This window comes from Mesorhizobium sp. M0491, assembly GCF_040321265.1.
Taxonomy (GTDB): domain Bacteria; phylum Pseudomonadota; class Alphaproteobacteria; order Rhizobiales; family Rhizobiaceae; genus Mesorhizobium.
Genome location: NZ_JAMYRE010000019.1, coordinates 90,571 through 105,224 on the forward strand (window position 1 = coordinate 90,571; position 14,654 = coordinate 105,224).

Here is a 14,654-nt window from a genome sequence, read left to right on the forward strand (position 1 = left end):
TCCATGACTTCAGTCTCCTCGGCCGCAATCTCCAATGCCATGCGCTCCCAGCAGATGCGCATGCAGGCCGAACTCGTCAAAGCCACCAAAGAATCCTCGACGGGCCGGGTCGCTGACGTCGGCCTGGCTCTCGGTGGGCGCACCACCCAGGCCGTCACCTTCCAGCGCGATCTTGACCGGCTCAACGTCATCATCGATTCCAACGGCCTGGTCGGCGCCCGGCTTTCCTCGACGCAGACCTCGCTTGGTCAGCTCTCCACCGCCGCGCAGACCTTCCTGTCCGCCCTGACCACCGCTTCCTCGAGCGACTCGTCCAACAGCCTCACCCGGGACTCCGGCAAGGCGACCATCCAGCAGCTGACCTCGATCCTCAACACCAGCGTTAATGGTGAATATCTGTTTGCCGGCACCAACACAGACGTCAAGCCGATCAACGATTTCACCGCTGCCGGCTCTCCTGCCAAGGCTGCATTCGATACCGCTTTCCTCACCAATTTCGGTTTCACCCAGGACGACCCGGCAGCGGCCAACATCACGGCTGCCCAGATGGACGATTTCATCACCAATGATGTCGTGCCGCAGTTCACGGGCGCGGGTTGGCAAGGCAACTGGTCGAACGCCACCGACCAGCAGATCGTCAGCCGCATCGCACTCAACGAAACCACACCGACTTCGACCAGCGCCAACAGCGATGGCATTCAGAAACTCGCCATGGCGGCAGCCATGGTCAGCAGCCTGATGTCCAGCAACATCAGCCAGGCGGCGAAGAATACGGTTGTCAGCCGCTCGACCACATTGGTTGGCGAAGCGCTGAGCGGCATTGGCCAGCTTCAATCCGAGACCGGCATCGTCCAGAAGCGGGTTTCCGATGCCAACGATCGGATGAAAACGCAGGTCGACCTTTTCGAACGGCACATTCTCGATCTGGAAGCCGTCGATCCGGCGGCAGCCGCGACACGGGTCGCGGACCTGACACAGCACATCGAAACGTCTTTCGCGTTGACCGCACGCCTGCAGCAGCTCAGCCTGTTGAATTACCTGACCTGACAACGCTTAACGGAACGGTAGAGCCCCAACGATGTACCAATTCTCCTACGCCGACATCCAGAGCAACTCCGTTGCCGACGCGAAGGACCGCGAGCGGGAGCTTCTGACCCGCTCGATCGACATGCTGGCGGCGGCAGCAGCGGCCGGCCACGATTCGATGGAGGCGATCGAGGCGCTTCACTTCACCAACCGCGTCTGGACCGCCTTCGTCGAGGATCTTGGCTCCAGCGACAACGCCCTGCCCAAGGAACTGCGCGCCAACCTCATTTCCATCGGCCTGTGGCTGCTGCGCGAGGCGGAGGACATCCGTCAGGGCCGCACCAACAATTTCGAAGGGTTGATCGAGGTGTCCCAGATCATCAGGGACGGCATTCAATGACCAACACGCTGAAGATATCGCTGAAGCCGAACGAAAAGATCTACATCAACGGCGCCGTCATCCGGGTCGACCGCAAGGTCACCGTCGAATTGATGAACGACGTCCAGTTCCTGCTCGAAAGCCACGTGATTCAGGCCGACGATGCCTCGACGCCGCTCAAGCAGCTTTATTTCATCCTGCAGGTCATGCTGATGAACCCGGCCGGCGCCGCCGCCGCACGCGACATGTTCCGCCGTTCGCTGCCGCTGCTTCTGGCAAGCTTCGAGGACACCCAGATCTGCAGCGCGCTGAAACAGATCGACCGCATGGTCGGCGAGGATCATATCTACGAGGCGCTGAAGGCGATCCGCGCGCTTTATCCGCTCGAACGCCGCGCGCTGGGTGGTAATGACGATGTTTCGGGTGCCGAGCGCCCGTTGGCTGTGGGAGCACGATACTGATGAACGTGGACATGACGACGACGATTCCGACCGGCGCCAATCAGGCCACGGCGTCGACCTCGAAGACAGCGGTCGACTACCAGTCGTTCCTGAAGCTTCTGATCGCCGAGATGAAGAACCAGGATCCAACCAAGCCGATGGATTCGACGCAATATGTCGCCCAGCTCGCCACCTTCTCTCAGGTCGAGCAATCGGTGCAGACCAACACCAAGCTCAATCAGATCATGCAGTCCTCGGCGCTGTCGCAGGCCGACGCACTGATCGGGCGCTCGATAACCTCCGCCGACGGCCTGACGACGGGCACCGTGGCTTCGGTGCGCCTCGCCAGCAACGGTCTCATCGCCGTGCTGCAGAACGGCACCGAAGTCGCGGTCGGTCCGGGAGTTTCGGTCAAGGCAGCAAGCTGACGCTTTCGGCAGAGAGCCAGTCCCATGAATGAGGCCGACGCTCTCGACATCGTCCAGTATGCGGTGTGGACGGTGCTCGTCGCGTCGGCTCCGGTGGTGCTGGTCGCCATGGTGGTCGGCATCGGCATCGCCCTCATCCAGGCGCTGACGCAGGTGCAGGAGATCACCTTGACCTTTGTGCCGAAAATCGTCGCCATCATGCTGGTGGTGGCGCTGACCGGCCCCTTCATCGGCAGCCAGATATCGGCCTTCACCAACGTCATCTTCGAGCGCATCCAGAACGGATTCTGAACCTGTTCCAGGATGGTGTGCCGCGGCATGCCGTTCGCAATTGTCTGAAGACAGAGCCGCCGATCCCCGCGGCACCTCCGGACCCACGGCGGACAAGGCCTGGACCGCCTCTATCCCATTGTTGGACCATGAGCTTTTTTGCCCTTTGCGGCGCCATGCCCTACTTTCGGCAAACGGTCTGCGCAAACGGATTGTCTGACGAGCAGGCACGACATGGCAGGAACCCCAAATGATTGACGAAAAGCCGGACAGCGAGAGCGTCTCGGCGCTGGCGCCCTTCCGTCACGGCATTTTCCGCGCCGTATGGGGCGCAAGTCTCGTCTCGAATTTCGGTGGCCTGATCCAGGGTGTCGGCGCCGCCTGGATGATGACCACGATCGCCACCTCGCCCTATCAGGTGGCCCTGGTCCAGGCTTCGACCACCTTGCCGATCATGCTGTTTGCACTCGTAGCCGGCGCCATCGCCGACAGTTTCGACCGGCGCAAGGTGATGCTGGTCGCCCAGACCTTCATGCTGGTGGTGTCGGTGCTCCTGACCGTGTTCACTTATTCCGGCCTGATCACGCCATGGACGCTGCTTGCCTTCACCTTCCTGATCGACAGCGGCACCGCGCTCAACAGCCCGTCATGGCAAGCCTCCGTCGGCGATATCGTACCCCGCAACAAGGTGCCGGCGGCCGTCGCCCTCAATTCGATGGGCTTTAACCTGACGCGCAGCGTCGGTCCGGCGATCGGCGGCATCATCGTCGCCGCGGCCGGTGCGGCGGCCGCCTTCGCGGCGAATGCGGTGAGCTATATCGGCCTGATCGTCGTGCTGGCGCGCTGGAAGCCGGACGTGCCGGTATCGACCTTGCCGCGCGAATCGCTGGGGGCCGCCATGGGCGCCGGCCTGCGCTATGTCGCCATGTCGCCTAACATCGGCAAGGTGCTGGTCAGAGGTGCTGCGTTCGGCTTCAGTGCAGGCGCTGTGCTTGCGTTGCTGCCCCTGGTGGCGCGCGATGTCGTCAAGGGCGATGCGCTGACCTATGGCATCATGCTCGGCGCCTTCGGCATCGGCGCGGTCGGCGGCGCCTTGATCAGCGTCAGGCTGCGGCAGTTGCTGTCCAGCGAGACGATGGTGCGCTGTGCTTTTGCCGGCTTCGCTGTCTGCGCATTCAATGCCGCCGTCAGCCAGCATGCCTGGCAGACGTCGCTCGGCCTGCTTGTCGGCGGCGCCTGCTGGGTGATCGCGCTTTCGCATTTCAACGTCACGGTGCAGATGGCGACGCCGCGCTGGGTGGTCGGCCGGGTGCTGTCGGTCTACCAGACCGCGACTTTCGGCGGCATCGCGCTCGGCAGCTGGATCTGGGGTGTCGTCGCCGATGCGCACGGCGCCGAAACCGCGCTGATCGCAGCCAGCGTCGCCATGCTGGCCGGCGGCGCCATCGGTCTTTTGCTCCCGCTGCCGCAACAGCAGGTGCTCAACCTCGACCCGCTCAATCGCTTCAAGGAACCGCACCTTGCGCTTGACCTGAAGCCGCGCAGTGGTCCCATCGCCATCATGATCGAGTATGTGATCCGGCACGAGGACGAACCGGAGTTCCTCGCCATCATGGCCGAACGCGGCCGCATCCGCCGTCGTGACGGCGCCCGCAACTGGACGCTGGCGCGCGATCTCGAGAATCCCACCGTATGGATCGAGCATTATCACACGCCGACCTGGATCGAATATATCAGGCACAATGGACGCATCACCCATGCCGACGCTGTCATCGGCGAACGCGTGCGGGCCCTGCACAGCGGCGACGAACCGCCGCGGGTGCGACGCATGATCGAGCGCCCGACCACCGCCGGCACGGCCCTGGTGATGGCCAAGGGACCGATCGAGCATTAGGGCTCCGCAACCGCGCCCCCTGTCGCAGGCACCCCGCTTGGCCCTCCCGTCACCCCTCGCCCGACAGGTCCCGGCGCGCCTTGTCGAGCTCCTCGGCATAGCGCCGCATCAAATGGCCTTCGGTCAACAGCCCCAGCACGATGTGGTCGGTGAAATCCTCGACGACAGCGAGTTCTTCGGCGCCCGCCCGCTGGAATGTTTCCGCGGCGGCCTGCACGTTCATGCTCGGCACCAGCACCGCGTCCTTGTATTTGGCAAGATCGCGCACCGGGACCTCGCCGCCGGAAGGATCGCTGTGCAGTTCGGCTACGATCAGCACGCCGACATAGTGGTCGCCCGCGTCGACGGCGATGACGCGCTGGGCAGAGCCGAGCGGCACTTGCTTGCGGAAGGCTGCCAGCGTCGTCGAGGCATAGATGGTCTTGATGTCCTTGCGCATCATCGAACCGACTGTGAGGCTGCGCATCCAGCCGACATCGTGGGCGCTGCGGATGGTCTCGCCGCGCAGATGGAAGCGCCATGTCGAGAACGAGTAACCGAAGGTTTCGCGCACCAGGATCGCCGACATGATCGAGGCGGCCAGCACAACGCCGGTCAGCGTCAGGTCGCGGGTCGATTCCAGCGCCAGGAAGGTCATCGTCAGCGGACCGCCGACGACACCGACTGCGAGCGACGTCATGCCGACGACGGCGGCAACGGCAGGGTCGATGCCGGTTGCCGGCGAGACGACAATCATCACATCCGCGAATGCCTTGCCGAGCAGCGCGCCGAGGAACAGCGAGGCGAAGAACAATCCGCCGCGAAAACCCGACCCCAGCGACACCGCCGACGCCGTCAGCTTGAGCACGAAGACGCTGGCCACCACGGCCAGCCCGTAATTCATCGAGAATTCGCGATGCAGCGCGCCATGGCCGCTTGACAGCACTTGCGGGGTGATAAGACCCAGCAGCCCGACGATGACGCCACCGATGACGGGGCGCAGCGCCGCATCGATCGACAGTCTGGCAAAACCACGTTCGATCAACGTCACCAGATGCATGATGGCGATCGAGGCGGCACCGCCGAGCAGGCCGAGCAGCAGGAACGGCACATACTGGCTGGCGGTGAGCGCAGGCAGGCCCGAAAGCTCGAGCGGAAACGGCACGCCGCCGAACATTTCGGCGGTCAGCGAGGCGCAGATCGCGGCTGTCAAGACCGGTGCGACATTGGCGACAGAGTAGATGCCGATGACCAATTCGAAGCCGTAGAAGGCGCCGGTCAGCGGTGCATCGAAGGCGGCGGCGATGGCGCCGGCCGCACCACAGCCGACCAGGATGCGGACATCGTTGCGGCGCAGCCTGAAGATGCCCGCCAGCCGCGATGCCAGCCCGGAGCCAACCTGCGTATAGCCGGCTTCCAGCCCGACCGAGGCGCCAAAACCGCTGGAGATCATCGTCTGGCCGGCGATGATGAAGGTGTCGGTCAGCGACATGCGCCCGCCATAGAGCGCATTGGCTTCGATCGGGTCGATCGGCGTGCGGAATTTCCGTATCCTGAGCCAGACCACCGTCAGCCCCAGCAGCATGCCGCCGATCGCCGGTATCAGCGCCTGCATCGGATTGGCGAGCGAGAACATGCCGGAAAGCCGGCCGCCTGGCTGAACGCCGAACAGCAGCCCGTGCAGGTCCTGCACGATCTGGCTCATCGCCGTGACCAATATGCCAGCCATCACGCCTACGACACCTGCGAGGATGACCACCACGATGCCGCGTGCCTCGAGCAGAGGCAACGACCTGACCAGCACCGCGCGCAGCCGGCGGGCGTAGACTTCGCTGTGGTTTCTGGAAAGCACCGGGGCGGCTCGCCGATATCGAAAGGCAGTGGAAAGCCAGCCTGATACGCCCGGCGGCACGGCATGGCAACCACAATGCCGACAGACACCACATTGGCGACAGCGGGCGCGATATCGATCGGCCGATGGACCGTTCAGGTCGGCATGGGCTCGCCGGCTTCATAGAGCACGAGGTTGCGCTCGCCTATGCCAAGCGCCGGCCAGCTCGCACGCCAGTCCGCAATGTGCGGCGAGGCGAAATGCGCGTCGAGCGCTGCCCTGTCGCTCCAGACTTCCGTGACCGGATGAGCCCGGCATCGAAAACATCCTGCGCATAGGAATATTGGATGCAGCCGAACTCGGTGCGGCTGCCGGAAACCATGCGCTCCATTGCGGGCTTGGCTTCCTCCAATTTGTTTGGCGGCAAGCGGATGGTGCCGATGATCAGAAGCACGGGTTTTCCCTTCTCTACAAGGCCGACCGACACGGCGACCTGCGCATGATCGTCCGAACTAGCCAGTCTCCCACCCTCGCGCAAGCTTGGCGGGCTACCCTCACAGGGCTGTCGCGCGCTCGGCAGTCTATGGGGTTTGAGGACGATATGGCGATCAGCGAAAGCATTCAGCCCGGCGCGGTGGCCAAGAACGGCCGCGACGTCTTCTTCGCCATCGGCATCGTCATCATCCTGGCCGTGCTGTTCCTGCCGATTCCGGCCTTTCTCATCGACATCGGCCTCGCCTTCTCGATCGCACTTTCGGTGCTGATCCTGATGGTGGCGCTGTGGATCCAGCGGCCGCTCGATTTCTCGTCGTTCCCGACCGTGCTGCTCATCGCCACCATGCTGCGGCTGTCGCTCAACATCGCCACCACGCGCATGATCCTGTCGCATGGCAATGAGGGCACGCATGCCGCCGGCTATGTCATCGCCGGCTTCTCCAAGCTGGTGATGGCCAGCGACTTCGTCATCGGCCTGATCGTCTTCATGATCCTGATCGTGGTGAACTTCATCGTCATCACCAAGGGCGCCACCCGTATCGCCGAAGTCGGCGCCCGCTTCACCCTCGACGCCATCCCAGGCAAGCAGATGTCGATCGACGCCGACCTGTCGGCCGGCATGATCGACGACAAGACAGCGCAGCTGCGCCGCCGTGAACTGGAAGAAGAATCTTCTTTCTTCGGCTCGATGGACGGCGCCTCGAAGTTCGTGCGCGGCGATGCCATCGCCGGCCTCATCATCACCGCCATCAACATCGTCGGCGGCATCGCCATCGGCTACATCAGGCACGGTATGGGCATGGGCGAAGCCGCCGACGTGTTCATCAAGCTGTCGGTCGGCGACGGCCTCGTCACCCAGATCCCGGCCCTGATCGTGTCGCTCGCCGCCGGCCTGCTCGTCTCCAAGGGCGGCACGCGCGGCTCGACCAACCAGGCGGTGTTCGGCCAGCTCGGCGCCCACCCGCGCGCCCTCTATGTCGCGGCATCGCTGCTGGTGCTGCTCGGCCTGATGCCCGGCCTGCCGCTGTTCCCGTTCTTTGCGCTGGCCGCCGGCATGGCCGGCCTCGGCTACGTCATCCCGATGCGCGCCAACCGCGCCGTCGCCGAAGCCGAGGCGATCAAGGACCAGGAAAAGGCGACTAAGGTCGAGGAGGAGAAGAACTCGGTCAAGGCCTCGCTCGCCACCGCCGAGATCGAGCTTTTGATAGGCAAGCAGCTGTCGACAAGGCTGCTGACGTCGCATCAGGAACTGGTTTTCCGCATGGGCAAGATGCGCAAGAAATTCGCCACCCAATATGGCTTCGTGGTGCCGGAGGTGCGCGTCGCCGACGATTTCGCCATCCCGCCGAAGAGCTACCAGATCAAGGTGCACGGCACCGTGGTGGCCGAGTATCAGATGCGCGTCGGCGAGATCATGGTGCTGCTCGGCAACCGCGACATACCCGAGATACCGGGCGAGGAAATCCGCGAGCCGGCCTTCGGCATGCGCGCCTATTCCGTGGTCGAAGCCTTCGCCGAGGATCTGAAGCGCGAGAACTACACCTTCGCCGACAACATGTCGGTGCTGCTCACCCATCTCTCCGAGGTCATCCGCAACAACCTGCCGCAGCTTCTGTCCTACAAGGACATGAAGGCGCTGCTCGAACGCCAGGACCAGGAGTACCGCAAGCTCGCCGACGAGATCTGCACCACGCACATCTCCTATCCCGGCCTGCAGGCGGTGCTGAAGCTGCTGCTGGCCGAACGCGTCTCGATCCGCAATCTGCACCTGATCATCGAGGCGATCGCCGAGATCGCGCCGCATGTGCGCCGCACCGAGCAGATCGTCGAGCATGTCCGCATCCGCATGGCCCAGCAGATCTGCGGCGACCTGTCCGAGGGCGGCGTGCTGAAGGTGCTGCGCCTCGGCAACCGCTGGGACCTCGCCTTCCACCAGAGCCTCAAGCGCGACGCCAAGGGCGAGGTGCGCGAATTCGACATCGACCCGCGCCAGCTCGAGGAGTTCGGCCAGGACGCGACCAAGGCGATCAAGAAATATCTGGAAGCCGGCGAGCGTTTCGTCCTCGTCACCGCGCCCGACGCCCGCCCCTATGTGCGCATGATCATCGAGCGCCTGTTCACCACGCTGCCGGTGCTCAGCCATGTTGAAATCGCCAAGGGCGTCGAGATCAAGGTGCTCGGAACCATATCGTGAGCGTGCTGTCGCAAGGCGTCGTCATCGCGGCATTCCTGGCTTTCTGCCGCATCGGCGCCTGTTTCATGCTGATGCCGGGCCTCTCCAGCGCCCGCGTCCCGGTCCAGGTCAGGCTGTTCGTGGCGGTCGCCGCCACCGGCGGCCTGCTCGCCTTCCTGTGGGACAAGATCTTTCCTTTCGTCGACCCGCGCCCCCAGATCCTGGTGCCGATGATCATCTCGGAACTTCTGGTCGGCGGCCTGATCGGCGCCATGACCAGGCTCTACATGGAAGCCCTGCGCTTCATGGGCTCGGCCATCGCCATGCTGGTGGGCTATGGCGGCAGCGGCGGACCGGCGATCGAGGAGCCCGAACCCCAGGCAGCCCTTGCCGCCATCATCTCGTTCTCGGCGCTTTTGATGCTGTTCGTCTTCGATTTCGACCACGAAATAATACGCGCGCTGGTTTCCTCCTACACGGTCGCGCCGGTCAACATCTTCTTCAACCCGCAGGCAGCCCTTGTCGATGTCACCGACACGGTGTCGGACACCTTCTTCCTGGTCATCCGCCTCGGCAGCCCGTTCGTCGCCTATGCCATTCTCGTCAATCTGACGATCGGCTTCGTCAACAAGCTGACCCCGCAGATCCCCATCTATTTCATCTCCCAGCCCTTCATCATCGCCGGCGGCATGATCATCTTCTATTTCGCCGTCGGCACCATGCTGTCGCTGTTCGTCGACGGCTTCGTCGACCTGACATTGGCGAGGTAGAAATGAGCACGCGCAAGGACCGCCTCAAGAAGCTGGTCAAGGTGCAGGAACAGCTGAAGGCGCTGCACGAAACCCGCCACGCCACCTTCCTTGCGGCGGCCAGTACCGCCGAGGCCGAGGCCAAGGAACTGGTCGGCCATTTCGACCAGGCCGATTCGCTCTCCGCCCTGTTTCCCGATCTCTACCATCGCCGCATTGCCCAGGCGGTGGTGCGCCAGGAGGCGAACCTGGCGAGCGCCAGGCAGGAAGCCAACCTCATCGCCGCGGCGACCGCCCGCACCAACATGGTCGAGCGCGCCTACAAGGACGTACGCAACCGCGACGAACGCGAACGCTCCGACCGCGAGCGGCTCGATATCATCGCGCAGAAGCAGGGCGAGGAGTAGCTGGGAGGATTGTGTGGCGCGAAGCGGACCCTCCAAGGTTCGGCCTTCCCGTAAACGCTTTACAGCCCGGTTTGGTAGCGCTACCGTTTGGCCTAGCGTGAGCCTGGGAGGAGCCAGGGCTGTCGCTGGCGGAAGCGTTTGTTCCTTCGACGACGTCGCAGGAATTGTTGGGAGGACCGATGGCGTCTGTCGCAATTGGCGAAGTCTATAAATCATTCGGCGCTGTCGAGATCCTGCACGGGGTCAGCGTGAACATCGAGGACGGCGAGTTCGTCACTCTGGTCGGACCGTCGGGCTGCGGAAAATCAACCCTTCTCAGAATGATCGCCGGCCTGGAAAAGATTTCACGCGGCCAGATCGCGATTGGCGAACGTGTCGTCAACAACGTTGCGCCCAAGGAGCGCGACGTCGCCATGGTCTTCCAGAACTATGCGCTCTATCCACACATGACCGTCGCCGAGAACATGGCGTTCTCGCTGATGCTCAAAGGAGTTTCCAAGCCGGAGAGCGATGCCGGCGTGCGCCGCGCAGCCGAAATCCTTGGGCTGGTGCCGTTGCTGGCGCGCTATCCTCGGCAGCTTTCCGGCGGCCAGCGCCAGCGCGTCGCAATGGGCCGCGCGATCGTGCGTGATCCGGCGGTGTTTCTCTTCGACGAACCGCTGTCCAATCTCGACGCCAAACTTAGGGTGCAGATGCGCGCCGAGATCAAGGAACTGCACCAGCGCCTCAAGACCACGACAGTCTACGTCACTCACGATCAGATCGAAGCCATGACTATGGCTGACAAGATCGTGGTCATGCATGACGGCATCGTCGAGCAGATAGGGCCGCCGCTGGAACTTTATGACCGGCCGAACAATCTTTTTGTCGCCAGCTTTATCGGCTCGCCGGCCATGAATTTGCTGAGGGGCGAGATCGCTTCCGACGGCTCACCCTCGTTCCGCGGCGCCGGGGGGATTTCAGTGCCGTTGGCCTCGGCACTTTCCATCCGCAACGGCGAGCCTGTGGTGCTGGGAATAAGGCCCGAGCATTTGCGGCTGTCCGACGAGCAGGGCATTCCGGTCACCGTCGCGGTGGTTGAACCAACCGGGTCCGAAGTGCAGCTCATCGGCAGGACAGCCGGCGGCGAAGAGATCGTCGCGAATTTCCGGGAACGACATTCCTTCACGCCGGGCGAAACCATCCGGCTTACGGCCGAGCCCAGCCTCATTCATCTCTTTCACGCAGAAACCGGACAGAGATTCCAAACACGTACCGATCAGTAGGACCATAGGCAAGGACAACAAACAGGAGGAAACGAGCATGAAGTTCACCAGACGCGACGTGATCCGCACCACCGCCGGCGCGGCGGCGGGTGCCTTGGGAAGTCGGTTCATCAGCTCTCCGGCCCTTGCCCAGGACGGACTGAAATACAAACCCGAGGATGGCGCCAAGCTTAGACTGCTGCGCTGGTCGCCTTTCGTCCAGGGCGACGAGGACCAATGGCTGGCCAACACCAAGCGCTTCATCGAAGCGACCGGTGTCGAGGTTCGCGTCGACAAGGAAAGCTGGGAGGACATTCGTCCCAAGGCGGCGGTCGCCGCCAATGTCGGGTCCGGCCCCGACCTGATGTTCGTCTGGTTCGATGACCCGCACCAATATCCCGACAAGCTGCACGACGTGAGCGAACTGGGTGAGTATCTAGGCGCGAAATACGGTGGCTGGCACGAGGGACCTAAGCAATATGCGACACGCGCCGGGAAGTTCGTCGGCCTGCCCCTGGCCACGATCGGCAATGCCATCGTCTATCGGGAAAGCTGGGTGAAAGAGGCCGGCTTTTCGGAGTTTCCCAAGGATACGAAAGGCTTCCTGGAACTTTGCAAGGCCTTGCAAGCGAAGGGACATCCGGCCGGCTTCACGCATGGCCATGGCGTCGGCGACGGCAACAACTATGCTCATTGGCTGCTGTGGAGCCATGGCGGCCAGATGGTCGACGAGAGTGGCAAGGTAACGATCAACAGCCCCGAGACCCTCAAGGCGATCGAATACGCGCAGGAGCTCTACAAGACCTTCATTCCAGGCACCGAAAGCTGGCTCGACGTCAACAACAACCGCGCCTTCCTGGCCGGCGAACTGGGGGTGATCGCCAATGGAATTTCCGCCTACAACACGGCCAAGATCAACAAGGACAAAGATCCAAAGCTGGCTGAAATCGCCAAGGACATACGCACGACCAACCTGCCCATCGGTCCTGTCGGCAAATCCGTCGAATTGTTCCAGGTGACCACGGCTGTCATCTTCAATTACACGCCCTACCCCAACGCGGCTAAGGCGTATTTGCAGTTCATGTTCGAGGAACCGCAAATGAAGGACTGGATCACCTCCTCGGCCGGATATTGCTGCCAGACACTGAAGGCATTCGACAACAACCCCGTATGGACCGCCGATCCCAACAACGCCGCTTACGCCAAGGCTTCGGCTACTCTGCGGCCTAACGGCTATGCCGGGCCGCTCGGCTATGCCTCGGCGGCAACCATGGCCGACTACGTGCTGGTCGACATGTTCGCCAAAGCGGTGACCGGCCAGGCGACGCCGCAAGAGGCAATGGAAGAGGCCGAGAAGCGGGCAAATCGCTATTATCGCGTTTGAGCCTGCTCAGCCGGGCAGCGCGGCTGCCCGGCTGGCTTCGGATTGCGTCGCGGCCGATCCGGCCTATCAATGAGACCTCAGCAGGAGCCAACCCATGGCCGTGCCGTCAGCTGCTATCCAGCCGCGATCTTCGATCTTCTCACGGATTCTGTCGCGCTGGAGCGAAAGTCGGAACGCACTTGGCTTCGGCTTCATGCTTCCGGCGGCTGCACTGCTGCTTGTCTTCCTGACCTATCCGCTGGGGCTTGGCGTCTGGCTCGGCTTCACCGATGCCCGCATCGGCCGCCCCGGCATCTTCATCGGCATCGAAAACTATGAATATCTGTGGAGCGACGCCGTCTTCTGGCTCTCCGTCTTCAACACCTTGCTCTATACGATCAGCGCTTCGATCCTCAAATTCGCGCTCGGCCTCTGGCTAGCGCTCCTCCTCAACCAGAACCTTCCCTTCAAATCGTTCTTCCGTGCGATTGTCCTGCTGCCGTGGGTGGTGCCGACGGTGCTCTCGGCCATCGCCTTCTGGTGGATCTACGATTCGCAGTTCTCCATCCTGTCGTGGGCGCTCATGGAAATGGGACTGATCGATCACCGCATCAATTTCCTTGGCGATCCGGAGAACGCACGCGCCTCGGTGATCGCTGCCAATGTCTGGCGCGGCATTCCTTTCGTGGCCATCACGCTGCTGGCCGGCCTGCAGACGATTCCCCAATCGCTTTACGAGGCCGCGACGCTCGACGGCGCCAGCCGTTGGCAGTTGTTCCGCTATGTGACGCTGCCGCTGCTGACGCCGATCATCGCCATCACCATGACCTTTTCGGTCCTGTTCACCTTCACCGATTTCCAGCTGATCTATGTGCTGACTCGCGGCGGGCCGGTGAATGCCACCCATCTGATGGCAACGCTCTCGTTCCAGCGCGGCATTTCCGGCGGCCAGCTTGGCGAGGGAGCCGCGATCGCGGTGGCGATGATCCCATTCCTGCTAGCGGCGATCCTTTTCAGCTATTTCGGCTTGCAACGTCGTAAATGGCAGCAGGGCGGTGGAGACTGACATGGCCGCGATCGAAACGAACAATCGTCCGAACACGGATGAAGGCGGCATGGGCTATCTCCAGAGCCTGCCCCGGCGCGTGGTGACCGTTTATCTGCCGCTCCTGATCTTCGTCATCGTGCTGCTGTTCCCGTTCTACTGGATGACGATCACGGCGGTGAAACCCAATCTCGAGATGACGGATTATGCCAATTTCAATCCGTTCTGGGTCGTCCATCCGACACTCGAGCATATTCGGTATCTGCTCTTCGACACATCCTATCCGGGCTGGCTTCTCAACACGATCATCATCTCGACCGCCGCAACTTTCCTGTCGCTGCTGGCGGCGGTTTTCGCTGCCTATGCGATCGAACGCTTGAGGTTTTCCGGGGCGCGGCAGGTCGGCTTGGCGATCTTCCTGGCCTATCTCGTGCCGCCCTCGATTCTGTTCATTCCCCTGTCGGTAATGGTTTTCAACCTCGGCCTTTACGATACGCCGTTCGCGCTGATCCTCACCTATCCGACGTTCCTCATTCCATTCTGCACGTGGCTCTTGATGGGCTACTTCCGCTCGATCCCTTTCGAACTGGAAGAATGCGCGCTGATCGACGGCGCCAGCCGCTGGCAAATCCTGACCAAGATAGTTCTGCCGCTGTCGGTGCCTGGCCTGATTTCCGCCGGCATCTTCGCTTTCACCCTGTCATGGAACGAATTCATCTACGCTTTGACTTTTATCCAGTCGTCCGAAAACAAGACCGTGCCGGTCGGCGTGCTTACCGAGCTCGTACGTTCGGACGTCTATGAATGGGGAGCCCTGATGGCAGGCGCGCTGATCGGCTCCCTGCCGGTGGTGGTGCTCTATTCATTCTTTGTCGAGCACTACGTCTCCTCGATGACGGGCGCGGTCAAGGAGTGAAGCTGAGGCGGAAAT

15 protein-coding genes and 1 pseudogene are annotated in these 14,654 nt (G+C 62.5%); 14 read left to right on the forward strand and 2 right to left on the reverse strand.

Annotated elements, in window-relative coordinates; genetic code table 11:
- The first annotated feature begins 3 nt into the window (after positions 1–3).
- The 6 genes from NKI69_RS23650 to NKI69_RS23675 all read left to right on the forward strand — a co-directional run bounded on the left by NKI69_RS23650 (position 4) and on the right by NKI69_RS23675 (position 4,437).
- The gene (locus NKI69_RS23650) at positions 4–1,047 is read left to right on the forward strand and encodes a flagellar hook-associated family protein (protein ID WP_023810017.1); all 1,044 of its coding nucleotides are present in this window, start codon (positions 4–6) and stop codon (positions 1,045–1,047) included.
- A gap of 31 nt (positions 1,048–1,078) precedes the next feature.
- Positions 1,079–1,426, forward strand: a complete 348-nt coding sequence (gene flaF / locus NKI69_RS23655; RefSeq protein WP_023810018.1) for a flagellar biosynthesis regulator FlaF — start codon at positions 1,079–1,081, stop codon at positions 1,424–1,426.
- Positions 1,423–1,866: a flagellar biosynthesis repressor FlbT gene (flbT, locus tag NKI69_RS23660; RefSeq protein ID WP_023810019.1), complete on the forward strand. Its 444-nt coding sequence runs from the start codon at positions 1,423–1,425 to the stop codon at positions 1,864–1,866. Before flaF ends, flbT begins: the two co-directional genes overlap by 4 nt.
- Positions 1,866–2,273: a flagellar hook assembly protein FlgD gene (gene flgD, locus NKI69_RS23665; RefSeq protein WP_013529774.1), complete on the forward strand. Its 408-nt coding sequence runs from the start codon at positions 1,866–1,868 to the stop codon at positions 2,271–2,273. Before flbT ends, flgD begins: the two co-directional genes overlap by 1 nt.
- A gap of 24 nt (positions 2,274–2,297) precedes the next feature.
- The gene (gene fliQ / locus NKI69_RS23670) at positions 2,298–2,564 is read left to right on the forward strand and encodes a flagellar biosynthesis protein FliQ (RefSeq protein WP_013529773.1); all 267 of its coding nucleotides are present in this window, start codon (positions 2,298–2,300) and stop codon (positions 2,562–2,564) included.
- 229 nt (positions 2,565–2,793) lie between these two features.
- Positions 2,794–4,437 (forward strand): MFS transporter, encoded by a 1,644-nt coding sequence (locus tag NKI69_RS23675; protein ID WP_023810021.1) that lies wholly within the window; start codon positions 2,794–2,796, stop codon positions 4,435–4,437.
- 49 nt (positions 4,438–4,486) lie between these two features.
- Here the strand turns inward: NKI69_RS23675 and NKI69_RS23680 are convergent, their stop codons facing one another.
- Positions 4,487–6,268: a chloride channel protein gene (locus tag NKI69_RS23680; RefSeq protein WP_352441893.1), complete on the reverse strand. Its 1,782-nt coding sequence runs from the start codon at positions 6,266–6,268 to the stop codon at positions 4,487–4,489.
- Positions 6,269–6,402: 134 nt separating this feature from the next.
- Positions 6,403–6,659, reverse strand: a pseudogene (locus NKI69_RS23685) (putative quinol monooxygenase).
- Here NKI69_RS23685 and NKI69_RS23690 point away from each other — a divergent pair.
- From NKI69_RS23690 to NKI69_RS23725, 8 genes are all read left to right on the forward strand, one after another.
- Complete coding sequence (locus tag NKI69_RS23690) at positions 6,595–6,750, forward strand: hypothetical protein (protein WP_352610383.1); 156 nt, start codon at positions 6,595–6,597, stop codon at positions 6,748–6,750. The pseudogene NKI69_RS23685 and the gene NKI69_RS23690 overlap by 65 nt on opposite strands.
- A 98-nt stretch (positions 6,751–6,848) precedes the next feature.
- Positions 6,849–8,936, forward strand: coding sequence for a flagellar biosynthesis protein FlhA (gene flhA, locus NKI69_RS23695; RefSeq protein ID WP_127326668.1), 2,088 nt, complete (start codon positions 6,849–6,851; stop codon positions 8,934–8,936).
- Positions 8,933–9,685 carry a flagellar biosynthetic protein FliR gene (gene fliR, locus NKI69_RS23700; RefSeq protein WP_127290444.1) on the forward strand — a complete coding sequence of 251 codons (753 nt, stop codon included), beginning with the start codon at positions 8,933–8,935 and terminating at the stop codon, positions 9,683–9,685. The genes flhA and fliR overlap by 4 nt, the downstream gene beginning before the upstream one ends.
- Before the next feature lie 2 nt (positions 9,686–9,687).
- Positions 9,688–10,071: a hypothetical protein gene (locus NKI69_RS23705; protein ID WP_352722610.1), complete on the forward strand. Its 384-nt coding sequence runs from the start codon at positions 9,688–9,690 to the stop codon at positions 10,069–10,071.
- A 179-nt stretch (positions 10,072–10,250) separates the two neighbouring features.
- Entirely contained in the window at positions 10,251–11,336 is a 1,086-nt protein-coding gene (locus NKI69_RS23710) for an ABC transporter ATP-binding protein (RefSeq protein ID WP_352722611.1), read from the forward strand.
- Positions 11,337–11,373: 37 nt separating this feature from the next.
- Positions 11,374–12,699 carry an ABC transporter substrate-binding protein gene (locus NKI69_RS23715; RefSeq protein WP_352677083.1) on the forward strand — a complete coding sequence of 442 codons (1,326 nt, stop codon included), beginning with the start codon at positions 11,374–11,376 and terminating at the stop codon, positions 12,697–12,699.
- A 193-nt stretch (positions 12,700–12,892) separates the two neighbouring features.
- Positions 12,893–13,744, forward strand: coding sequence for a carbohydrate ABC transporter permease (locus NKI69_RS23720; protein ID WP_372337954.1), 852 nt, complete (start codon positions 12,893–12,895; stop codon positions 13,742–13,744).
- Between the two features lies 1 nt (position 13,745).
- Entirely contained in the window at positions 13,746–14,639 is an 894-nt protein-coding gene (locus NKI69_RS23725) for a carbohydrate ABC transporter permease (protein ID WP_023810030.1), read from the forward strand.
- Positions 14,640–14,654 lie beyond the last annotated feature (15 nt).

What these genes read in the sequence shown, in the direction of transcription:
- NKI69_RS23710 (WP_352722611.1), top strand. Translation starts at nt 10,251, where the DNA reads ATGGCGTCTGTCGCAATTGGCGAAGTCTATAAATCATTCGGCGCTGTC.
- NKI69_RS23675 (WP_023810021.1), top strand. Translation starts at nt 2,794, where the DNA reads ATGATTGACGAAAAGCCGGACAGCGAGAGCGTCTCGGCGCTGGCGCCC.
- NKI69_RS23705 (WP_352722610.1), top strand. Translation starts at nt 9,688, where the DNA reads ATGAGCACGCGCAAGGACCGCCTCAAGAAGCTGGTCAAGGTGCAGGAA.
- NKI69_RS23650 (WP_023810017.1), top strand. Translation starts at nt 4, where the DNA reads ATGACTTCAGTCTCCTCGGCCGCAATCTCCAATGCCATGCGCTCCCAG.
- flbT (WP_023810019.1), top strand. Translation starts at nt 1,423, where the DNA reads ATGACCAACACGCTGAAGATATCGCTGAAGCCGAACGAAAAGATCTAC.
- flaF (WP_023810018.1), top strand. Translation starts at nt 1,079, where the DNA reads ATGTACCAATTCTCCTACGCCGACATCCAGAGCAACTCCGTTGCCGAC.
- flgD (WP_013529774.1), top strand. Translation starts at nt 1,866, where the DNA reads ATGAACGTGGACATGACGACGACGATTCCGACCGGCGCCAATCAGGCC.
- NKI69_RS23720 (WP_372337954.1), top strand. Translation starts at nt 12,893, where the DNA reads ATGCTTCCGGCGGCTGCACTGCTGCTTGTCTTCCTGACCTATCCGCTG.
- NKI69_RS23725 (WP_023810030.1), top strand. Translation starts at nt 13,746, where the DNA reads ATGGCCGCGATCGAAACGAACAATCGTCCGAACACGGATGAAGGCGGC.
- NKI69_RS23715 (WP_352677083.1), top strand. Translation starts at nt 11,374, where the DNA reads ATGAAGTTCACCAGACGCGACGTGATCCGCACCACCGCCGGCGCGGCG.
- NKI69_RS23690 (WP_352610383.1), top strand. Translation starts at nt 6,595, where the DNA reads ATGCAGCCGAACTCGGTGCGGCTGCCGGAAACCATGCGCTCCATTGCG.
- flhA (WP_127326668.1), top strand. Translation starts at nt 6,849, where the DNA reads ATGGCGATCAGCGAAAGCATTCAGCCCGGCGCGGTGGCCAAGAACGGC.
- fliQ (WP_013529773.1), top strand. Translation starts at nt 2,298, where the DNA reads ATGAATGAGGCCGACGCTCTCGACATCGTCCAGTATGCGGTGTGGACG.